Genomic DNA, 19,958 nt, shown 5'->3' on the forward strand with positions numbered 1-19,958 from the left:
CGCGGCCGATGGGCGGCCCGCTGCGTCTTGATATGAGAACAGTCGGTGCGATGAAAAGGTTTGTTCCGTTCCTGCTCGCCATCCTGGCCTTGGCCGCACCCGGAATGGGGAGGGCGGAGACCGGCTCCTGGGTCAAGTCCGGCCCGGTGGAGGCGCGGCTCGTCGCGTCGGTCCAGGGGGTGGGCGATCTCGCCAAAATCCCCCTGGGGCTGGAGGTCCGGCTGGAACCCGGCTGGAAGACCTATTGGCGCACGCCGGGCGACGCCGGCTTCGCGCCGCGGCTGGACTGGTCGGAATCGCGGAACCTCAAGGCGACGGAATTGATTTACCCGGCCCCGCACCGCTTCACCGTGCTGGGCTTCGAGACGGCGGGCTACGACGCGGAGGTGCTGTTCCCCATCGCCGCCACCCCGGCGGAGCCCGGCAAGCCGCTCGATCTCGCGCTGAAGGCGGAGCTGCTGGTCTGCTCGACCATCTGCGTGCCGGAGATGGTGGCGCTGTCCCTGTCCATCCCCGAGGGGCCGGCGACTCCGGGGGCGTCGGCCAACGACATCGCCCGCGCCCAGTCCCTGGTGCCCGGCGACGGGCGGGCGTCCGGCCTGACCGTCACGGCGGTGCGCGGCCAGGGCGCCGTGCTGGAGGTCGAGGTCACCGCCCGCGAGCCGATGGTCGCCCCCGACGTGTTCGTGGAGACCGACCCGCCGGTGACCTTCGCCGCGCCCAAGAGCCAGTTCCTCGACGGCGACCGGCGCGCGATCCTGCGGATGGACGCGACCGACCCGACGCCCGGCCTGGACCTCGCCGGACGGGCGATGACGCTGACCGTGGTGGACGGCAACCGGTCCGTGGAGGCTCCGGCGACCGCCGCGGCGGGGCTGGGTGGAGGTGCCGGGGCGGCTCCGGCGGGGCTGCTGGCCATGCTGGGCGTCGCCCTGCTGGGCGGGCTGATCCTGAACCTGATGCCCTGCGTGCTGCCGGTGCTGTCGCTGAAGCTGCTGTCCATCGTCCAGCACGGCGGACGGGCGCCTGCGGCGGTGCGCGCCGGCTTCCTGGCCTCGGCGGCGGGGATCCTGACCTCCTTCCTGATCCTCGCCGGGGCGCTGGTCGCGGTGAAGGCGGCGGGCGGTGCAGTGGGCTGGGGCATCCAGTTCCAGCAGCCGCTGTTCCTCGTCTTCATGGTCGTGCTGGTGACGCTGTTCGCCGCCAATCTGTGGGGCCTGTTCGAGCTTCCGCTGCCGCGCGCCGTGGCCGACCGGCTGGGTGGGCCAGAGGGACAAGGATTGGGTGGACAGTTCGCCACCGGCGCTTTCGCCACGCTGCTCGCCACGCCCTGCTCCGCGCCCTTCCTGGGGACGGCGGTGGGCTTCGCGCTGTCGCGCGGGGCGCCGGAGGTGTTCGCCATCTTCGCCGCGCTCGGCGTCGGGCTGGCGCTGCCCTATCTGCTGATCGCCGCCTTCCCGCGCGCCGCGCGCCTGCTGCCGCGCCCGGGGCGCTGGATGGTGGCGCTGCGCCGGGTTCTGGGCGGAGCGCTGGCCCTGACCGCGTTGTGGCTGCTGTCGGTGCTGGTCGTCCAGGTGGGCGAGGTGCCGGCGCTGGCCGTCGCCGTGCTGATGGGCGGGCTGGTCGCCGCGCTGTGGCTGGGCCGCCGGCTGGCGGAGACGGCACGCTGGGCCGGGGCGGCGCTGGCCGGGTTGCTGGCCTTGGTGGCCTTCGCCGTTCCCGCCGTCTTCGGCCCCTCCGCCGGGGCGGCTCCGGTGGCCGAGAGCACGGCGGCGCGCTGGACCGTCTTCGACGAGGCGGCGATCCGCGAGCAGGTGGCCGTCGGGCGCACCGTCTTCGTGGACGTCACCGCCGATTGGTGCATCACCTGTCAGGCGAACAAGAAGCTGGTGCTGAACCGCGGCACCGTCGCGCAGCGGCTGGAGGACGCCGGGACGGTGACCGCCATGCGCGCCGACTGGACCCGACCGGACGAGAGCATTGCCCGCTATCTTGCCCGACACGGCCGCTATGGTATTCCCTTCAACATCGTCTATGGTCCGGGGGCTCCGGACGGCATCGCGCTTCCGGAGCTGCTGACCGAGGGCGCCGTCCTCGACGCGCTCGACCGGGCGTCCGGCAAGATCAAAAGCTGAAGCACAAAAAATTTGGGAGTTCAGGAGACATGACCATTCAAGTGGGTGACGCCATCCCGTCCGTCACGCTGAAGCATCTGACCGACAACGGGATGCAGGACGTCACCACCGACGCGCTGTTCAAGGGCAAGACGGTGGTGTTGTTCTCGGTGCCGGGCGCCTTCACACCGACCTGCTCCGCCAAGCATCTGCCGGGCTTCGTCCAGAAGGCCGAGGACCTGAAGGCCAAGGGCGTGGACGACATCGTCTGCCTCGCCGTCAACGATCCCTTCGTGATGCGCGCCTGGGGCGAGAAGAACGGAGTCGGCGGCAAGGTCACCATGCTGCCCGACGGCAACGCCGCTCTGACCCAGGCGCTGGGCCTGACGATGGACGGCACGGGCTACGGCCTCGGCCTGCGCGGCCAGCGCTTCGCCCTGGTCGCCAAGGACGGCAAGGTCACCCACCTCGCCGTGGAGAAGCCGGGCCAGTTCGAGGTGTCCTCGGCCGAAGCGGTGCTGGGCGCGCTGTAAGGGCGGTTTTAGCCCTCTCCCCTCCGGGGAGAGGGTGGCCCGGAGGGCCGGTGAGGGGGATGTGCGTGTCGGTGCGTCCGGCAAATGCGCAACCCCCTCACCCTGACCCTCTCCCCAGAGGGGAGAGGGAATTGTGCATAGGTTCTCGTTCAAGTCACCTTCGTACGGTCCCAGGTGGTGTCGGCCACGCCGCGCTCCCTGAGCTTCGCCTTCTGCACCTTGGCGGTCGGCGTCTTGGGGAAAGCGTCCACGATGTCGATGTAGCGGGGCTGGGCGTAGCGCGGCAGTTCGCGTTCGGCGAAGGCGGCCACGGCCTCGGGCGTCAGGGTGGCGCCCGGTGCGGCGACCAGCGCGACCATGATCTCGTCCTCCGCCCCCGGAATGCCCGCCGGCACGGCATAGGCTGCGACCTCCGCCACACCCTCCAGCCGCGACAGCACGGTCTCCACCTCGTAGGACGAGACGTTCTCGCCGCGGCGGCGGATGCAGTCCTTGATGCGGTCGACGAAGGTGACGTAGCCCTCCGCGTCCATCACCGCGGCGTCGCCGGTGTGGAACCACAGATTCCGCCACGCCTCCACCGTCTTGTCGGGCATCCGGTGATAGCCGGACAGGAAGCCGAAGGCGGCCTTCGGGCGTACCATGACCTCGCCGACCTGACCGCGCGGCACCGGGAGGTCGGTCTGCGGGTCGCGGATCTCCACATCGAAGTAGCGGTCGTAGACCTTGCCGCAGGTGCCGGGGCGCGGCTTGCCCATCTCGGCGTAGAGCGGGATGTTCACCTCGGTCATGCCGTAGAGGCTGATGACGTCGCGGACGCCGAAGCGCTCACGCAGCACCCGTTCGGTGTCCGCCGGGTTGGGGGCGGCGCCGACGAGGCGCAGGGGGTGGTCCCGGTCGTCGGGGCGCGGCGGTTGGGCCACCACGAAGGCAGTGACGGCGCCCAGCGAGTTGGTCACCGTGCAGCCGTGGCGCCGGATGTCGTCGAGCCAGGAGGACGCGCTGAACCGCTCGCGCAGCACCGCCGACCCGCCGGAGATCATCGCGGCGTAGAGCTGCATGTAGAGCCCATTGGCGTGGAACAGCGGCAGGCAGATGTAGAAGCGGTCCTCGTCGGTCAGCGCGAAATTGTCGATGGAGCCCAGCCCGAACAGGAAGCCATGGCCGTGCGGCATCAGCACGCCCTTCGACAGGCCGGTCGTGCCCGACGTGTACATGATGCAGGCGTCGTCGCCGGCGCGGGGCAGGGGGCCGTCGTAGGGGGCGGCGTCGCGCCAGCTCTCCAGCGCCGTGTGCGGCGATCCTTGGGCGGCGCCGGGCACCACCAGCCCACGCAGCGCGGTCAGGCGTGGCGTGATGTCGGTGATGCGGTCGGCCAGGGCGGCGTCGACCACCGCCAGGGCGGCCCCGGCGTTCTCCAGCTGGTGCTCCAGGAAGCCGCCCTTCAGCTCGGTGTTCAGCGCGACCATGACGGCGCCCAGCCGTCCCAGCCCCAGCCACACGCGCACGAAGTCCAGTCCGTTCGGCAGCATCACCGCCACCGTGTCGCCCGGCTTCACGCCCAGCCCCGCGAAGAAGCCGGCCACGCGGCCCGCCTGCTCCTGGGCCTCGGCGTAGGTCAGCGAATCGCCGTTGTTCTCTTTGCCGGCGATCATCGTGACGAAGGTTTTGCCGCCGCGTTCGGCGGCCTGATGGGCCAGCACCTCGGGCAGCACCCAACGGGCTTCGTTCCGCAAATGCGGATACATCTCGGTCTCCTCCCAACGATCTTTCGTCGTTTGTTGTCGGAGGGAGCCTAGCGGGGCGGTGGGGCCGCCGTCCACAAACCCTTGAGGATGGCGGCCATTCGCCGGACGGGTCAGCCCCGCCCGGTCTGCCGGACCTCGGCGACGCCCTGGCGGGCCAGCGCGTCGGCCCGCTCGTTCTCCGGGTGGCCGGCATGGCCACGGACCCAGTGGAACTCGATCCGGTGCTGCCGCTTCGCCTCGTCCAGGCGGCGCCACAAATCCTCGTTCTTCACCGGCTTCTTGTCGGCGGTCTTCCAGCCACGGGCCTTCCAGCCGTGAATCCACTGGGTGATGCCGTTCTTCACATACTCGCTGTCGGTGTAGAGCCGCACCTCCATGGGCCGCTTCAGAGCTTCCAGCGCCTGGATGGCGGCCATCAGCTCCATGCGGTTGTTGGTGGTGGCCGGCTCGCCGCCGTACAGCTCCTTCTCCACCCCGTTGTAGCGCAGGATGGCGCCCCAGCCGCCGGGGCCGGGGTTGCCGCTGCACGCGCCGTCGGTGAAGATGTCGACAACCTTCGGCGCGCTCTTGTCACCGTCGGTGCCGGTCTCCGTGGTGTCCGTCATGGCGTCAGACCTGATAGCTGCCGCCGTCGTCGAGCGCGTAGTCGCCGAGCCCGCGGACGGTCTGGTGGAAGCGCAGCTTGCGCAGATACTCCAGCGGGTCCTTCGGACGCACGAAGGCCCCCGGCGGATGGTTCAGCCAGTCGTAGAGGCGCGTCAGCAGGAAACGCAGGGCGCTGCCGCGGCACAGCCAGGGCAGGGCGGCCATCTCCGCCGGCGACAGAGGGCGGACCTTCTGATAGCTGGTCAGCAGCATTCGCGCCTTGGTGGCGTTGAACGACCCGTCGACCTCGAAGCACCAGGCGTTCATGCAGATCGCGATGTCGTAGGCCAGGAAGTCGTTGCAGGCGAAGTAGAAGTCGATCAGGCCGGACAGCCCGTCGCCGCGGAAGAACACGTTGTCGGGGAACAGGTCGGCGTGGATGACCCCGGACGGCAGGCCGGCAGGCCAGTTGGCCTCCAGTGCTGCAAGCTCCGCCTCCAGCGTCGCGCGCAGGTCGCGGGCCACCTCGTCGGCGCGCGGCGCGCATTTGCCGGCAAGATCCTTCCAGCCGTCCAGGGACAGGGCGTTGGGGCGCTCCATCCGGAAGTCGGCGACGGCCAGATGCAGGCGGGCCAGCGCCGTCCCCAGTTCCGCGCAGTGGTGCGGCGTGATGCGGCGCGGCCACATGCCGGCCAGGAAGGTGACGATCACCGCCGGGCGCCCGGCCAGCTCGCGCAGGGCCAGCCCGTCCGTCCCCTGGACCGGCAACGGGCAGGCGATGCCCTTGTCGGCGAGATGCTCCATCAGACCCAGGAAGAAGGGCAGATCCTCCCGCCGGGTGCGCTTCTCGTAAAGCGTCAGGATGTAGGGGCCGCGCTCCGTCACCAGGAGGAAGTTGGAATTCTCCACCCCCTCCGCGATGCCCTTGCAGGACAGGACGGCGCCCAGATCGTACTGGGCGATGAAAGCGTTCAGCTCGTCGTCGGTGACTTCGGTGTATACGGCCATGCCAGCGCCTTACCGGGATTCGGGACGCCGGTCAATGCCGCCGCGGCCGTTCACAACACGATGCCGTCGTAAAGCGCCGCGAGAGGAAGCTCCGCCCCGATGGAGGCCAGCGGCAGCGTGGCGTCCTCCGTGAAATCCTCGACGATCCAGCGCCGTCCGTCGCGGCGCCAGAGCTGCGCCCGGACGGCACGGCTGTCCACCAGCAGCACCTCCTGCACGGAGGGGATCTGCATGTAGTCGGGCACCTTGGTGCCGCGGTCGTGGCTGGCCGTGCTGTCGGACAGGATCTCGACCACCAGCACCGGATTCGGCGTCGAGCGCTGGCCGGGCTGGTGGGGCGAGCAGGTGACGGCGATGTCGGCCTCGTAAAAGCGGTCGTTGCGGTCGTCGCGTTCGATGGCCGTTTCCGTCAAGACTCGACAGGGTGGGCGGAGACGCATGCCGATAGCAATGATGATCGCCGCCGTCAGCCGGCTGTGCGCCTGGGAGCACGCGTTCATCGCCCGCGGCTGTCCACCGACCAGCTCGTAGCGGGTGTCCGGCTCCTGCCGGTCGGCCCAGGCCAGGAACTCGTCGATGTCCATCTTCTGGATGGCGGGCGCGCCCATGAACGTCTCCTTCGCGAAGGCCGGTCCCTGGATTATGCGGGTCTTTGCATTATGCGTCTGCCGGGACCGGACGGGAAGGGGCGCCGCCGTCCAGCAGCGGCTTCGGCAGCTTGAAGGTGATGTCCTCGAAGGCGGTGCGCAGCTCCTCCACCGTCACGGCGTAGCGGGCGCGGGCGGCCTCCATGACCTCCTCCACCAGCACTTCGGGGGCCGACGCTCCGGCGGTGATGCCCAGCGTGGCGACTCCGTCGAGCGCCGACCAGTCGATGTCCGCCGCGCGCTGGACGAGCTGGGCGCGCTGGCAGCCGTGAATCTTCGCCACCTCGACCAGCCGCTTGGAGTTGGAGGAGTTCGGCGCGCCTAGTACCAAGAGGGCATCCACCTTCGGCGCGATGGCCTTCACCGCCTGCTGGCGGTTGGTGGTGGCGTAGCAGATGTCCTCCTTCTTCGGTCCGCCGATGGACGGGAAGCGGGCCTGGAGGGCGGCGACAATACTCGCCGTCTCGTCCACCGACAGGGTGGTCTGGGTGGCGTAGGCGAGGTTCTCCGGGTCGTCCACTTGGACCGTCGCCACATCCTCCACCGTCTCCACCAGCACCACGGCGCCCGGGGGTAGTTGGCCCATGGTGCCGATCACCTCCGGATGGCCGGCGTGGCCGATCAGGACGATCTGGCGCCCCTCGTTGAAGTGGCGCTCGGCCTCGCGGTGCACCTTGCTGACCAGCGGGCAGGTGGCGTCGAGGTAGAACAGGCCGCGCTGCTCCGCCGCCGCCGGGACCGACTTCGGCACGCCGTGGGCGGAGAAGACCACCGGCACGCCGTCGGGGACCTGATCCAGCTCGTCCACGAAGATGGCGCCCTTGGCCTCCAGGCTCTGCACCACGAATCGATTGTGGACGATCTCGTGCCGGACATAGACGGGGGCGCCGAACCGCTCCAGCGCCACCTCCACGATCTGGATCGCGCGGTCCACGCCGGCGCAGAAGCCACGGGGGGCTGCGAGCAGGATGGTCAGGGGCGTCTGGGTCATGCGCGTCGTTCCGGTGTCTCGAAAAAGGGGTGTAAGGGTTCGTTCGTCGCAGCGGCGGCGTGGCCTTGTGCCGGCCCCACCGCTTCTCTAAAGTCGTGGCAGAACACACCCTTCCAACCGTTAGGCCAGACCGATGGACCGCCGCCGCGACCGTAATATAGGAACCCCCGCCCGGAAAAGCCCGCGGGCGCTTGCATTCGCGAGTCTCGGTGTTCTGGTGCTCACCGGCTGCTCTGGACTCGGGGGCGGATCGAACACCGCGGCGGACGCGGCCCTGGCCTGTCCGAAGGTGTCCATCGTCCGCGATCTGGCGGAGGTCACCCAGTTCCGCAACGGCGGCGGGCGCGACCTGACGGACGTGACCTCCCGCGCGGCGCTGGCCGACTATTCCGGCAATTGCGACTACACCAGCGACGGCGTCACGGTGAACGTGAACGTCTTCCTGATCGCGGAGCGCGGGCCGGCCATGCAGGGCAACACGGCGAACTACCGCTATTTCGTCGCCGTCGCCAAGCCGGGCGAGGAGGCGCCGACCACCAAGACGGAGTTCGACACCTCCGTCACCTTCGATGCTGGCAAGCTCCGCTCCGGCAGCCGCGAGGAACTGGCCCCGAAGATTCCGCTGCCCAAGGACGCCAACGGCAAGGATTGGAAAATTTTCCTGGGCTTCCAGCTGACGCCGGAACAGCTCGCCTTCAACCGGGCGCAGATGAAGCAGTAATGTCGAAGGGATGGCGGCAACGCCCGCCCCGGGCGGGCGTTGCCTGTCTTATCACTTCAAATGGAACTTGCCTTGCACATTTGAAGAATCCAGCTTTGCTGGATAAGATCTAATCACTGTGTCATTGCGCTTTCAGCCTAGAAAGGATGCGACCAGAAATGTCGCGTTCTTATTTCCATAGAATGTGGTCGCAGCGTTGCTGTTGACGGCGTACATTTCGACGTAGTCAGTGCTGCCATTCAGATAGAGAATGTCTTCGACCGCTGCTGTATGACCGGTTTGCATGGAGGCAGACCCACCCCAATATGCCCCGCCCACTCCATTTTTATAAATCATGACGCCGTAGTTGTGTCCGGAGGCAATCGCCACATTTGTTTGGGCGCGGATGCGGTAATAACCGGAAACCGACGGTTTGAACCATTTGTTGGCCACATCGAATCCATTGCCATCGTTGAAGTCGACGCTGGAAAGATTGACTTTTGTCCAGCTGTTGGCTGCGATGCCGGTCTGGTCGGTGCCGCCCAAGTGCGCACGGCAATACACCTTTGGGTTCTCGTGCATCTGGTCGAACAGGGCACGTTCGTCCGCGATGGCTTCGTTGCTGATCGTTACGGTGGTGCTGTCCAGGAACACGCGCGCAACGGGAAGCTTGCCGGAGGGGATGGTCGGCGGGGTCAGGCTGTTGGCGGTGCCGGCCACGACGCTGGCGGTGCCTGTCGTGCGGTCCACCACCACGCGGTCGATGCGGAAGCCCGACGCCGGAGGCGCGAAGGGGCCGACGACCTGTGCCTTCACCTCGGTCAGGGTCGTGCCGTTCAGCAGGTAGCCGGGGTCGAGCGCGATGGTCAGGTCGGGCGACACCTGGGCGTGTGGGGCGAAGGGGCCGACGATGCGCTGGGCGACGGCCCAGTTGGCGGTGCTCTGCGACAGATCGGTCGGGTTGAAAGTCTGGACGGACATGGAACGCTCCTTGGCGAATTTGGTGGCGCGGCGAGGGGCGGTTCGGCAGGGGATCTCGCTGCGGACGAGTGAAGGACTATCATCCTATTACTGAACAATGAAGACTATAATCCTCGAAATTTTAGATTAAATTCCTTGACATGCTGCGCGTGAGGCGGGCTCATCCCATGTCCGATTCGCTTGCAGGTGGCTGGCAAATGGCTGAAGCGATGCGGAGCGAAGGACACTTGCGTTGTGTCCCGGGTCGGTTAGCCTTCGATGACGCGCACAGAAATCAGCGCTCGAAGGAGAAGGCCCATGCCCAGCGCACCGGTCGCCGCGACCAAGGAACCCATCGTCATTGAGCTGGAAGCCGGCAAGACCTACTGGTGGTGCCGCTGCGGGCGCAGCGCCAAGCAGCCGCTGTGCGACGGCAGCCACGCCGGCACCGGGCTGGAGCCGATGAAGTTCGCCCCCGCCACCTCCATGAAGGCGCGCTTCTGCGGCTGCAAGGCGACCAAGAAGCCGCCCTTCTGCGATGGCAGCCATCTGGACCTGACGTGAGCGTTGCCGGGACCCCGGCGAACCCCGATTGACATTCGCAAAGGTCCCGGTAGGTTAAACGGCACAAGCCGACGATCCCTCGCGGGAGAGATCATTGCCCGGCCACCGGAAAGCCGGATGCCGGGCAATGGCGCCGAAGGAGCAACCGCCCCGGAAACTCTCAGGCAAAAGGACCGCAAGGGGGATAAGGCAACTCTGGAAAGCAGCCCGGTCCGCGCATCGCGGGGAACGGCTCACCGAAGGAGTAAACCGGTCGTTGAGGGTTGGACCTCGCCGGTGAATCTCTCAGGTCCAGGACAGAGGGGGCAGGACTCGCGCCAATCCCGGCGCGGGTTGTGCGACCCTATGTCGGAGGACCCGCGTGACCGAGGCTTCTGAGTCCCTCAAGACAACGCCGCTGCACAGCCTCCATCTGGAGCTGAAGGGCAAGATGGTGCCCTTCGCCGGCTACGACATGCCGGTGCAGTACCCGCTCGGCATCCTCAAGGAACACCAGCACACCCGCGCCAAGGCCGGGCTGTTCGACGTGTCGCACATGGGGCAGGTGCGCCTGACCGGCGAAGACCCGGCCGCCGCGCTGGAGTCGCTGGTTCCCGGCGACATCAAGGGGCTGGCCCGCGGGCGCATGCGCTACACCCTGTTCCTGAACGAGCAGGGCGGCATCCTGGACGACCTGATGGTCACCAACGCCGGCGACCACCTGTTCCTGGTCGTCAACGCCGCCCGCAAGGACCACGACGTCGCCCACATGCGCGAGCGCCTGAAGGGCAAGGCCGAGGTGGAGCTGCTGGACGACCTCGCCCTGATGGCGCTGCAAGGGCCGGAGGCCGCGGCGGTGCTCGGGCGTTTCATCCCCGAAGCGGCCACCATGAAGTTCATGAGCTACCTGCCGACCACCTTCGACGGCATCCCGGTCATCATCACCCGCTCCGGCTACACGGGCGAGGACGGCTACGAGATTTCCTGCGACAAGTCCGACGCCGAGACCATCGCCCGCGCCCTGCTGGCCGAGGACGAGGTCGAGGCCATCGGGCTGGGTGCCCGCGATTCGCTGCGGCTGGAGGCCGGCCTCTGCCTCTACGGCCACGACATCGACGAAACGACGACTCCGGTCGAATCCGGGCTGGAATGGGCGCTGTCCAAGCGCCGCCGGGAGGAGGGTGGCTTTCCCGGCTACGCCATCATCAAGGACCAGCTCGCCAACGGCGCCCCGCGCCGCCGTGTCGGCCTGCAGCCGGAAGGCCGCCAGCCGGCCCGCGAGCACACCGACGTCTGCGACGCGGACGGACAAAAGATCGGCGAGGTGACCAGCGGCGGCTTCGGCCCCACCGCCTCGGCCCCGGTCGCCATGGGCTATGTGGACCGCGCGCACGCCGCCGTGGGCACGCCGGTGCAGCTCATGGTCCGCGGCAAGCCGCTGGCCGCCAAGGTCGCCGCCATGCCCTTCGTGCCGCAGCGCTACTACCGCGGCTGACCAAACAAACACCGAATGAACAGGGGACAATCATGACCATCAAGTACACCAAGGACCATGAGTGGGTCCGCGTCGAGGGCGATGTCGGCACCGTCGGCGTCAGCGACCACGCCCAGCACCAGCTCGGCGACGTCGTGTTCGTCGAGCTGCCGGACGTCGGCCGCCAGCTCGCCCAGGGCAAGGAAGCCGCCGTCGTGGAGTCGGTGAAGGCCGCCAGCGACGTCTTCGCCCCGGTCTCCGGCGAGGTGATCGAGGCCAACGCCGATCTGGAGAACGACCCGTCGCTGGTCAACGCCGGGGCCGAGACCACCGGCTGGTTCTTCAAGCTTCGCCTCAGCAACCCATCGGAGCTGGACGGGCTGATGGACGAAGCCGCCTACAAGGCCTTCGTGGAAGGGCAAGCCTGAGATGCGTTATCTGCCCCTGACCGAGGCCGACCGGCGCTCCATGCTGGAGGCCATCGGCGTGCCGTCGGTGGACGAGCTGTTCCGCGACGTGCCCGAGGCGGCCCGCCTCTCCGGCCCGATCGAGGGGCTGTCCAACCATATGGGCGAGCTTGAAGTCGATCGCGCCCTGTCGGCGATGGCGGGGAAGAACCTGCCCGCCGGCAGCGTGCCGAGCTTCCTCGGCGCCGGCGCCTACCGCCACCACATCCCGGCGACGGTGGACCATCTGGTGCAGCGCGGCGAGTTCCTGACCGCCTACACCCCGTACCAGCCGGAGGTGAGCCAGGGCACGCTGCAGGTCCTGTTCGAGTTCCAGACCCAGGTCTCGCTGCTGACCGGCATGGACGTCGCCAACGCCTCCATGTACGACGGCGCCACCGCCTGCGCGGAAGCCGTGATGATGGCCAACCGCGTCACCCGCCGGAAGAAGGCCGTGCTGTCCGGTGGTTTGCACCCGCATTACCGCGACACGACGACGACCGACGCCCGCTTCATCGGCTTCGAGACGGTGGTGATGCCGCCGGCCCCGACGGGCGGCGAGGACCTGCTGGCCGCGGTCGACGGCGACACCTCCTGTGTCGTCGTGCAGAACCCGGACGTGTTTGGCCATGTCCGTGACTACACCGAGCTGGGCAAGGCCTGCCAAGCCAAGGGCGCCCTGCTGATCGTCGTGGTGACGGAGGCCGTGTCGCTCGGCCTGCTGACCCCGCCGGGCGATATGGGCGCGGACATCGTGGCGGCTGAGGGGCAGTCGCTGGGCAACGCGCTGAACTTCGGCGGCCCCTATGTCGGGCTGTTCGCGGTGAAGGAGAAGCTGGTCCGCCAGATGCCGGGCCGCCTCTGCGGCCAGACGGTGGACGCCGACGGGCGGCGCGGCTTCGTGCTGACGCTCTCCACCCGCGAGCAGCACATCCGCCGCGAGAAGGCGACCTCGAACATCTGCACCAACTCCGGCCTGTGCGCGCTGGCCTTCTCCATCCACCTCAGCCTGCTGGGGGAGGAGGGCTTCACCCGGCTTGCCGAGATCAACCACGCCAAGGCCGTTCAACTGGCCGACAAGCTGGCCGCGGTGACGGGTGTCGAGATCGTCAACGACAGCTTCTTCAACGAATTCACCGTCAAGCTGCCGAAGCCGGCCGCGGAGGTCGTGGAAGCTCTGGCGCAACGCGGCATCCTGGGCGGCGTTCCGGCCTCCCGCCTGTTCGGCGGCGGGCTCGACGACCTGCTGATCGTGGCCGCCACCGAGACCAACACCGAGTCCGACATGGACGCCTTCGCCACCGCCCTCGCCGAGGTTCTGTGATGAGCATGAACAACCAAGGTCGCCCGACCGGCCTCGCCGAAGGCTCTGACAGCGCCGTTCCGCAGACCGTCACCGGCAACCGCGGCCTCCAGATCGAGGAGCCGTTGATCTTCGAACAGGACAGCGTCGGGCGGTGCGGCGTCGACTTGCCGGAGGTTCCGGCGGTGGCGTCGCGCCTGGGTGCCGTCAAGCCGCGCGGCCGGATCGGCCTGCCGGGCCTTGCCGAACCGCAGGTGGTCCGCCACTACACCCGCCTGTCGCAGAAGAACTACGCCATCGACAGCGGCCTGTATCCGCTGGGCTCCTGCACGATGAAGCACAACCCGCGCCTGAACGAGAAGATGGCACGGTTGCCGGGCTTCGCCGATGTGCACCCGCTCCAGCCCGAAAGCACGGTGCAGGGTGCCTTGGAACTGATGGCGGAGCTGGGCCGCTGGCTCGCCACGCTGACCGGCATGGCGGCGGTGACGCTGGCCCCGGCGGCGGGCGCGCACGGCGAGATGTGCGGCATCATGGCGATCCGCTCCGCCCATGACGCCAAGGGGGATAAGGGCCGCACCAAGATCCTCGTCCCGGAAAGCGCCCACGGCACCAACCCGGCGACCGCCGCCGCCTGCGGCTACGCCGTCGAGGCGATCCCGGCGACCGAGGACGGGCGCGTCGATCTGGAGGCGTTGAAGGCCAAGCTCGGCCCCGACGTCGCCGGCCTCATGCTGACCAATCCGAACACCTGCGGCCTGTTCGAGCGGGACATCATCACCATCGCCGAGGCAGTGCACGCGGCGGGCGCCTATTTCTACTGCGACGGCGCCAACTTCAACGCCATCGTCGGGCGGGTGCGCCCGGCCGACCTCGGCATCGACGTGATGCACATCAACCTTCACAAGACCTTCTCCACCCCGCATGGCGGCGGCGGTCCGGGCTCCGGCCCGGTGGTCTTCGCGGAGTCGCTGGCCCCCTTCGTCCCGGTGCCCTACGTGGTGCAGGACAAGGACGGCGCCTTCCGTCTGGTCGAGCAGGCCGGCGACGGCCCGGCCTTTGGGCGGATGAAGGCGTTCCACGGCCAGATGGGCATGTTCGTCCGCGCGCTCGCCTACATGATGAGCCACGGCGCCGACGGTCTGCGGCAGGTGGCGAACGACGCGGTGCTGAACGCGAACTACCTGCTGGCCCGCCTTCAGGACGTGATGACGCCCTCGTTCGAGGGGCCGTGCATGCACGAATGCCTGTTCGACGACCGCTTCCTGAAGGGGACGGGGGTGACCACGCTCGACATCGCCAAGGCGCTGATCGACGAGGGCTTCCACCCGATGACCATGTACTTCCCGCTGGTCGTGCACGGCGCCCTGCTGATCGAGCCGACCGAGACCGAGTCGAAAGCCAGCCTGGACCAGTTCGTCACCGCCCTGCGCGCCCTGGCGGAGCGGGCCAAGTCCGGCGACGTGGCCTATTTCCAGGGCGCCCCGCGCCTGACCCCGCGCCGCCGCCTCGACGAGACCGCCGCGGCGCGCAAGCCGGTGCTGCGGTGGAGCCCTGCGGTGGAGCCGGAAAAGGTCGCGGCGGAGTAGAGCTTTGCCCCCTCCCTAACCCTCCCCCGCTGCGCAGGGGAGGGGATAAAACTCCCTCCCCTGCGCAGCGGGGGAGGGAAGGGGCCCGTGCGAAGCATGGGAAGGGTGGGGGCAACAGGCAAGCGCGGTGGGGGGCAACGCGCCCCTCACCGCTGATCCAGCTTCACCTCGATGCGCCGGTTGCGGGCCAGCGCGTCGTCGCTGGTGCCGGGGTCGAGCGGCTGATACTCGCCGAACCCGGCGGCGGCCAGACGGCCCGCCGGAATCCCCTGGTCGATCAGGTACTTCACGACCGAGATCGCGCGCGCTGCCGACAGCTCCCAGTTCGAGGCGAACTGGATGCGCACCGGGCGCGCGTCGGTGTGGCCGTCCACCCGCAGCACCCAGTTGATGTCCGGAGGGATGGTCCGGCCGATCTCGATCAGCGTGCGCGCCAGTTCCGCCAGCCGTTGCTTGCCGGCCTCCTCCAGAGTCGCGGAGCCGGAGGGGAACAGAAGCTCCGACTGGAAGACGAAGCGGTCGCCGACGATGCGCACGTCGGGCCGGTTGCCCAGAGCCTCCCTTACCCGCCCGAAGAACTCCGAGCGGTAGCGGGCGAGGTCCTGCACCTTGGCGGCCAGCGCCTGGTTCAGCCGCGAGCCGAGTTCGGCGATCTGGACCTGCTGCTCCTCCGCCTTCTTCTCCGAGATCTCCAGCACAGCGCCGATGCGGGCGAGCTGCTCGCGCAGGGCGGCCATCTGCCGGTTCAGCAGGTCGACCTGCTCGTTCGCCTTGCCGGTCGCGCCTTGCTCGGCGGATAGGGAGGTCATCAGCTCAGTGATTCGGATGTCGCGCTTCTCGATGTCCTTCTGCGCGAGCATCGTCTTCTCATCGGCGCTGGCGAGCCGCGTTTCCAGCGCCTTGGAGCGGTCGCGCTCCCCGCCCAGCTCGGCCAACAGGGCTTGGCGCTGCTCCTCGGTCAAGCGCTGTTGCGCGGCGGCGGCGGCCAGTTCGCCTTCCAACTTGGTCCGGGCCTCGCGCAGCGCCTTCAGGTCGGCCTGGAGGCTGGCGGCCTCGGCCAGCTTCAGCTCGATGGTTTCCTTGTCGGCGCGGATTGTGCGCTGCAACTCCTCCGCCGCGCGGGTGGCGTGGTCGAGGTCGCCCTGCAGCGTGGCGATGCGGCCGGTCATGGTGTCCCGCGCCGCGACGGAGCCCTGAAGCTCCGCGGAGAGCTGGGCGACGTTGATGCGCAGGTCGGCGTTGGCGTCCCGCTCCAGAGCCAGCAGGTCGTTCAGCTCCGCCACCTTGCGGTTCAGGCTGCCGAGCTGCTCGTCACGCCCGGTCAGGGCGGTCGCCATGTAGAACTGGGCGACGACGAAGATCATCAGCAGGAAGATGACCACCATGACGAGGGACGACAGCGCGTCCACCCATCCGGGCCATGCGCTGGCCTCGCGGTGGCCGTTGCGGCGGCTGATGCTGGGCATGGCGGGGTGTCCCTCCGGCGATTGCAACCCCTCTCCCGCCGCGGAAGAGGGGAGACAGGTCAGCGCTGTTCCGATTCCTCGGCCAGGGCGGCGATGGTGCGGGCCAGCAGCTTGATCTCGCTGCGGATCTCCTGCACCGCCTGGACCCGGCCGGTGGACGACTCCTCGACCATGCGGGCGAGGTAGATGTCCATGTTGCGCAGATGCTGGCGCGAGGCGTCGTCGAAGCCGCCGATCGCCGCGTCGGACAGCCGGTCGAGCAGTCCCTTCATCTCAAGCTGGCTCTCGCCGAGCCGCAGGAGGAGCTGCTGTTCGGCGCGCATCTGGTCGGTCAGGGTGCTCAGCCGTTCGGTCAGGGCCATCAGGTTGGCGTTGGCCGAGCGGCGGCCCTCCTCGGCGGTGGCGACGGTGCGCTGCAGCGAGTCGAGGTTTTCCGCCGTCTGCTCCAGGAGCGCCGTCAGATAGGCGGGCATCGACTGGTCGCCGGTCTCCAGGCTGCCGCCGGCTCCGCTCGATAGGCGGGTGGCGCCGGACAGCCAGTCCTCGACATCCTGGAAGAAGCGGTTGTGCGCCTGGCTGGCCTGAAGCTCCAGGAAGCCCAGCACCAGTGAGCCCGCCAGACCGAACAGCGAGGAACTGAAGGCCGTGCCCATCCCGGTCAGCGGCGCCTCCAGCCCGTGCTGGAGGTTGCTGAACATCGCCCCGACGTCGCCGCCCTGCACCGACAGCCCGCCGATCACCGAGCCGACCGACTGCACCGTGTGCAGCAGGCCCCAGAAGGTGCCGAGCAGGCCGAGGAAGATCAGCAGACCGATCAGATAGCGCGACAGCTCCCGCGACTCGTCCAGCCGCGAGGCGATGCCGTCGAGCAGCGAGCGCATCGACAGCGCCGACAGGGTCAGCCGGCCGCGCCGTTCCCGCAGCATGCGCGCCATCGGGGCGAGCAGCACCGGCTCCGGCGCGGCGACGGCGGGGTTGCCGGACTGGAAATGCTCCAGCCACGCCACCTCGGGCCGCAGCATCAGAACCTGGCGGAAGATGAACAGGATGCCGGCGAGCAGCGTGCCGAGGATCAGCCCGTTCAGCGCCGGGTTGTTCATGAAAGCGGCGCGCAGGGCCGGGAACAGCAGGGCCGTCACGCTTCCCACGACCACCAGGAAGAGGATCATCCGTGTCAGGAAGCGCTCCGGGCGCGTCATCGGGGAAGGCTCCTCAAGAGGGTGGGACGACGGGGCGATGGCGGCCATGGGCACTCTCGTCCAGGGAAGGGGGCAGGCGGTACGGCTTACAGAGAACAGCTCACTGATTCAGGAACTCGACGTCCAGCCGGTCCGGCGCGCCGCCAGCCGCCTCCATGCCCATCGCGCGGATGTCGACGCGCGTGCTGGCGATGCCGGCGGTCCCCAGCCGTTCGCGGACGGCCAAGGCGCGGGCCAGCGACAGCTGCCGCGCCTCGCGCGCCGTCTCCGGCGTGCCGCTGGCGTAGGAGCGGATCTGCAGGCGAAGCTGCGGGTTGGCGTTCATGCGCTCCGCGATGGCGTTCAGACGGGTCTGGGCCGGTTCGGGCAAGGCGGTGGCGGTGCCGTCGAACAGCACGGTCAGCGGCTCCATCCGGGGCAAGGCGGGCGCCGCGGGCGCCTTCGGAGTCGGCGGCGGCAGGGCGGCGGTCTGCGTCCGGTCGGGAGGCGGCGATGCCGCCGGCCGGTTCGCGGCCGGCACCGGCGGCGCGCCTTCCGGCATGGCCGGCGGGGGCGGGCTGGCGCCCACGGAAATCTGCGGCAGATCCGGCGCCGTCATCAGGGTCGGGGCCTTGAAGACGGGCGGGGCCGGCGGGGCCGGCGGCGGGAAGATGTCGGGCCGCGGCGGGATCGGCAACGGCTGCGCGTTCTCCAGCGTCAGGCCACCCGCATTGGCGGCGTTGGCCGGGGCCGGGGCGGCGGTGCTGGTCGGGGGCGGCGCTGTGCCCGGCGAGGAGCAGGCGGTCACCGCCAGGGACAGAGCCACGGCCGCGGCGGCGGAGAGGACGCGTGGGGGTACCGACCGCCCGGCGGGCGCGTTCGGAGAACGGCTCATGCGTCCGACAATCCTCATGGTGACCAGCGCGTTGTTCCCAGTGACACGGAAAAGCGTTGGTACCATAGCCCTTCGATCGGCGTAGGGACAACGCCCTTTGGGCCGCGCGGCGTGTTTCCCCACCAAAGCGCGGCCCTCGCTACCCCAACGTCATGAAGGGCTTATGGCTCGGCCGGAGGTCAGCCCTGACCGGCGTCCGCCGCACCGGCCGTCCCGGCGGGGGCTGAGCGCACCTTGCGTTCCGTCGCACCGCGCAGGATCTTGGCGATCGGCAGATGGAAGTGGGCGTTGGCCGCCAGGATCGTGCCGCCGAACACCGGGTTGCGCCCGCCGCCGATCTCGCCGACGAAGCCGCCGGCCTCGGTGACCAGAAGCTGGCCGGCCGCGGCGTCCCAGGGGGCGAGACCGCGCTCCCAGTAGCCGTCGTAGCGGCCCGCCGCGACGTAGGCGAGGTCGAGCGAGGCGGCGCCGAAGCGGCGGATGCCCGCGACCTCCTTCATCAGGGCCTCGGCCTCCACCAGGAAGCCGGCATGGTCGCCGCGGCCTTTGAAGGGAATGCCGGTGGCGATCACCGCGTCGGCGAGGTTGCGGCGCTCCGACACGCGCAGGCGCTGGTGGTTCAGGAAGGCGCCCTGGCCCTTCTCAGCCCAGAACATCTGGTCGTGCACCGGCTCGTACACGACGCCGGCGACGATCTCGCCGTTCTTCTCCGCGGCGATGGAGATCGCCCAGTGCGGGATGCCGTGCAGGAAGTTGGTGGTGCCGTCCAGCGGGTCGACGATCCAGCGGGCGGTCGGGTCGCTGCCCTTGCTGGCGCCCGTCTCCTCCATGAGGAAGCCGAAATCCGGACGGGCCTTCTGCAGCTCTTCGCGCAGCAGCTTTTCCGCCTTCATGTCGGCGGCGGACACGAAGTCCGCCGGACCCTTGCGCGACACCTGGAGGTGCTCGACCTCGCCGAAGTCGCGGACAAGGCCGCGGGCCGCCTTTTCGGCGGCGCGGACCATCACGTTGATAAGGGCGGAGCGGGTGGCCATGGGCGTGCTTTATCTCGTGCGGAACCGGAAAAAGAATACACCGGCCCCTGCCTTAAGCGAGAGCCGGTGCGCAGAAAATCAGCCGGGACGGTCAGTCCTTGGCGCGCTCGACATACTCGCCGGTCTGGGTGTCGACGACGACGCGGGTGCCCGACTCGATGTGCGGCGGGACCAGGATCGACACGCCGTTTTCCAGCTTCGCCGGCTTGTAGGAGGAGGAGGCCGTCTGGCCCTTCACCACCGGGTCGGCCTCGGTGATCTGCAGCGTGACCTTGCCGGGGATCTCGACGCCGAGCGGCGCGCCCTCGAAGGACTGCACGGTGACTTCCATGCCGTCCTGCAGGAACACCTTCTGGTCGCCGATGATCTCGCCGGGGATGGCGGTCTGCTCGTAGCTTTCCTTGTCCATGAAGGTGTAGCTGTCGCCTTCGGCGAACAGGAAGGTCATCTCGTGCTCGTCCAGGCGGGCGCGCTCGACCGTCTCCTGGGTGCGGAAGCGCTCGATCGACTTGTTGCCGGTGCGCACATCCTTCATTTCAAGCTGGATGAAGGCGCCGCCCTTGCCGGGCTGGACGATGGCGGTCTTCGTGATGACCCAGAGCTTCCCGTTATGCTCCAGCACATGGCCGGGACGCATCGTGTTGGCGTTGACCTTCATGACATACTCGTGATTTCCAGGAGACAGGCGGCGCGGAACCTAGCAGCTTGCCGGGCCGGTGGCAACGCCGGGTGGGGCTCAATCGG

The 19,958-nt window shown here is 68.8% G+C and carries 19 protein-coding genes and 1 riboswitch; of the genes, 8 read left to right on the top strand and 11 right to left on the bottom strand.

Annotated elements, in window-relative coordinates:
* The first annotated feature begins 50 nt into the window (after positions 1-50).
* Positions 51-2,135, top strand: a complete 2,085-nt coding sequence (locus Sp245p_RS06695; RefSeq protein ID WP_014240840.1) for a protein-disulfide reductase DsbD family protein — start codon at positions 51-53, stop codon at positions 2,133-2,135.
* 29 nt (positions 2,136-2,164) lie between these two features.
* Entirely contained in the window at positions 2,165-2,647 is a 483-nt protein-coding gene (locus Sp245p_RS06700) for a peroxiredoxin (RefSeq protein WP_038527122.1), read from the top strand.
* A 149-nt stretch (positions 2,648-2,796) separates the two neighbouring features.
* Here the strand turns inward: Sp245p_RS06700 and Sp245p_RS06705 are convergent, their stop codons facing one another.
* The 5 genes from Sp245p_RS06705 to ispH all read right to left on the bottom strand — a co-directional run bounded on the left by Sp245p_RS06705 (position 2,797) and on the right by ispH (position 7,626).
* Complete coding sequence (locus Sp245p_RS06705) at positions 2,797-4,395, bottom strand: AMP-binding protein (protein WP_014240838.1); 1,599 nt, start codon at positions 4,393-4,395, stop codon at positions 2,797-2,799.
* Positions 4,396-4,505: 110 nt separating this feature from the next.
* Positions 4,506-5,000, bottom strand: coding sequence for a ribonuclease HI (rnhA, locus tag Sp245p_RS06710; RefSeq protein WP_014240837.1), 495 nt, complete (start codon positions 4,998-5,000; stop codon positions 4,506-4,508).
* 4 nt (positions 5,001-5,004) lie between these two features.
* Positions 5,005-5,988: a homoserine kinase gene (locus Sp245p_RS06715; protein ID WP_014240836.1), complete on the bottom strand. Its 984-nt coding sequence runs from the start codon at positions 5,986-5,988 to the stop codon at positions 5,005-5,007.
* Between the two features lie 50 nt (positions 5,989-6,038).
* A complete protein-coding gene (locus Sp245p_RS06720; RefSeq protein ID WP_014240835.1) occupies positions 6,039-6,596 on the bottom strand; it encodes a Uma2 family endonuclease in 558 nt (185 codons plus the stop codon).
* Positions 6,597-6,645: 49 nt separating this feature from the next.
* Positions 6,646-7,626, bottom strand: a complete 981-nt coding sequence (gene ispH / locus Sp245p_RS06725; protein WP_014240834.1) for a 4-hydroxy-3-methylbut-2-enyl diphosphate reductase — start codon at positions 7,624-7,626, stop codon at positions 6,646-6,648.
* Positions 7,627-7,843: 217 nt separating this feature from the next.
* On the opposite strand from ispH, the gene Sp245p_RS06730 reads away from it, so the two are divergent.
* Positions 7,844-8,347 (top strand): hypothetical protein, encoded by a 504-nt coding sequence (locus tag Sp245p_RS06730; protein ID WP_244439304.1) that lies wholly within the window; start codon positions 7,844-7,846, stop codon positions 8,345-8,347.
* A 132-nt stretch (positions 8,348-8,479) separates the two neighbouring features.
* On the opposite strand, the gene Sp245p_RS06735 is transcribed toward Sp245p_RS06730, so the two are convergent.
* Positions 8,480-9,307, bottom strand: a complete 828-nt coding sequence (locus Sp245p_RS06735) for a hypothetical protein (protein ID WP_014240831.1) — start codon at positions 9,305-9,307, stop codon at positions 8,480-8,482.
* Positions 9,308-9,604: 297 nt separating this feature from the next.
* On the opposite strand from Sp245p_RS06735, the gene Sp245p_RS06740 reads away from it, so the two are divergent.
* From Sp245p_RS06740 to gcvPB, 5 genes are all read left to right on the top strand, one after another.
* On the top strand, positions 9,605-9,850 hold the full coding sequence (locus Sp245p_RS06740) for a CDGSH iron-sulfur domain-containing protein (RefSeq protein WP_014240830.1): 246 nt from the start codon (positions 9,605-9,607) through the stop codon (positions 9,848-9,850).
* Between the two features lie 72 nt (positions 9,851-9,922).
* A riboswitch (glycine riboswitch) is annotated at positions 9,923-10,036 on the top strand.
* 175 nt (positions 10,037-10,211) lie between these two features.
* Positions 10,212-11,324 (top strand): glycine cleavage system aminomethyltransferase GcvT, encoded by a 1,113-nt coding sequence (gene gcvT / locus Sp245p_RS06745; RefSeq protein ID WP_014240828.1) that lies wholly within the window; start codon positions 10,212-10,214, stop codon positions 11,322-11,324.
* A gap of 32 nt (positions 11,325-11,356) precedes the next feature.
* Positions 11,357-11,731 (top strand): glycine cleavage system protein GcvH, encoded by a 375-nt coding sequence (gcvH, locus tag Sp245p_RS06750; RefSeq protein WP_014240827.1) that lies wholly within the window; start codon positions 11,357-11,359, stop codon positions 11,729-11,731.
* Between the two features lies 1 nt (position 11,732).
* Positions 11,733-13,073, top strand: coding sequence for an aminomethyl-transferring glycine dehydrogenase subunit GcvPA (gcvPA, locus tag Sp245p_RS06755; protein WP_041811126.1), 1,341 nt, complete (start codon positions 11,733-11,735; stop codon positions 13,071-13,073).
* Positions 13,074-13,078: 5 nt separating this feature from the next.
* Complete coding sequence (gcvPB, locus tag Sp245p_RS06760; protein ID WP_420867240.1) at positions 13,079-14,641, top strand: aminomethyl-transferring glycine dehydrogenase subunit GcvPB; 1,563 nt, start codon at positions 13,079-13,081, stop codon at positions 14,639-14,641.
* A gap of 146 nt (positions 14,642-14,787) precedes the next feature.
* Here the strand turns inward: gcvPB and Sp245p_RS06765 are convergent, their stop codons facing one another.
* From Sp245p_RS06765 to efp, 5 genes are all read right to left on the bottom strand, one after another.
* Positions 14,788-16,107 carry a peptidoglycan -binding protein gene (locus Sp245p_RS06765; RefSeq protein ID WP_014240826.1) on the bottom strand — a complete coding sequence of 440 codons (1,320 nt, stop codon included), beginning with the start codon at positions 16,105-16,107 and terminating at the stop codon, positions 14,788-14,790.
* 59 nt (positions 16,108-16,166) lie between these two features.
* Positions 16,167-17,354 (bottom strand): DNA repair protein RecN, encoded by a 1,188-nt coding sequence (locus tag Sp245p_RS06770; protein ID WP_014240825.1) that lies wholly within the window; start codon positions 17,352-17,354, stop codon positions 16,167-16,169.
* A gap of 52 nt (positions 17,355-17,406) precedes the next feature.
* Positions 17,407-18,180 carry an OmpA family protein gene (locus Sp245p_RS06775; RefSeq protein ID WP_109138420.1) on the bottom strand — a complete coding sequence of 258 codons (774 nt, stop codon included), beginning with the start codon at positions 18,178-18,180 and terminating at the stop codon, positions 17,407-17,409.
* Positions 18,181-18,359: 179 nt separating this feature from the next.
* On the bottom strand, positions 18,360-19,214 hold the full coding sequence (locus tag Sp245p_RS06780; RefSeq protein ID WP_014240822.1) for an inositol monophosphatase family protein: 855 nt from the start codon (positions 19,212-19,214) through the stop codon (positions 18,360-18,362).
* A 91-nt stretch (positions 19,215-19,305) separates the two neighbouring features.
* Positions 19,306-19,872, bottom strand: a complete 567-nt coding sequence (gene efp, locus Sp245p_RS06785; RefSeq protein ID WP_014240821.1) for an elongation factor P — start codon at positions 19,870-19,872, stop codon at positions 19,306-19,308.
* Positions 19,873-19,958: the final 86 nt, after the last annotated feature.

Source organism: Azospirillum baldaniorum (genome assembly GCF_003119195.2).
In the GTDB taxonomy this organism is placed as follows: Bacteria; Pseudomonadota; Alphaproteobacteria; order Azospirillales; family Azospirillaceae; genus Azospirillum; species Azospirillum baldaniorum.

Bases quoted from the DNA above. Each gene is read 5' to 3' on its own strand.
- Sp245p_RS06695 (WP_014240840.1), top strand. From the start codon at position 51: ATGAAAAGGTTTGTTCCGTTCCTGCTCGCCATCCTGGCCTTGGCCGCA.
- Sp245p_RS06700 (WP_038527122.1), top strand. From the start codon at position 2,165: ATGACCATTCAAGTGGGTGACGCCATCCCGTCCGTCACGCTGAAGCAT.
- Sp245p_RS06705 (WP_014240838.1), bottom strand. From the start codon at position 4,395: ATGTATCCGCATTTGCGGAACGAAGCCCGTTGGGTGCTGCCCGAGGTG.
- rnhA (WP_014240837.1), bottom strand. From the start codon at position 5,000: ATGACGGACACCACGGAGACCGGCACCGACGGTGACAAGAGCGCGCCG.
- Sp245p_RS06715 (WP_014240836.1), bottom strand. From the start codon at position 5,988: ATGGCCGTATACACCGAAGTCACCGACGACGAGCTGAACGCTTTCATC.
- Sp245p_RS06720 (WP_014240835.1), bottom strand. From the start codon at position 6,596: ATGGGCGCGCCCGCCATCCAGAAGATGGACATCGACGAGTTCCTGGCC.
- ispH (WP_014240834.1), bottom strand. From the start codon at position 7,626: ATGACCCAGACGCCCCTGACCATCCTGCTCGCAGCCCCCCGTGGCTTC.
- Sp245p_RS06735 (WP_014240831.1), bottom strand. From the start codon at position 9,307: ATGTCCGTCCAGACTTTCAACCCGACCGATCTGTCGCAGAGCACCGCC.
- Sp245p_RS06740 (WP_014240830.1), top strand. From the start codon at position 9,605: ATGCCCAGCGCACCGGTCGCCGCGACCAAGGAACCCATCGTCATTGAG.
- gcvH (WP_014240827.1), top strand. From the start codon at position 11,357: ATGACCATCAAGTACACCAAGGACCATGAGTGGGTCCGCGTCGAGGGC.
- gcvPA (WP_041811126.1), top strand. From the start codon at position 11,733: ATGCGTTATCTGCCCCTGACCGAGGCCGACCGGCGCTCCATGCTGGAG.
- gcvPB (WP_420867240.1), top strand. From the start codon at position 13,079: ATGAACAACCAAGGTCGCCCGACCGGCCTCGCCGAAGGCTCTGACAGC.
- Sp245p_RS06765 (WP_014240826.1), bottom strand. From the start codon at position 16,107: ATGCCCAGCATCAGCCGCCGCAACGGCCACCGCGAGGCCAGCGCATGG.
- Sp245p_RS06770 (WP_014240825.1), bottom strand. From the start codon at position 17,354: ATGGCCGCCATCGCCCCGTCGTCCCACCCTCTTGAGGAGCCTTCCCCG.
- Sp245p_RS06775 (WP_109138420.1), bottom strand. From the start codon at position 18,180: ATGAGCCGTTCTCCGAACGCGCCCGCCGGGCGGTCGGTACCCCCACGC.
- Sp245p_RS06780 (WP_014240822.1), bottom strand. From the start codon at position 19,214: ATGGCCACCCGCTCCGCCCTTATCAACGTGATGGTCCGCGCCGCCGAA.
- efp (WP_014240821.1), bottom strand. From the start codon at position 19,872: ATGAAGGTCAACGCCAACACGATGCGTCCCGGCCATGTGCTGGAGCAT.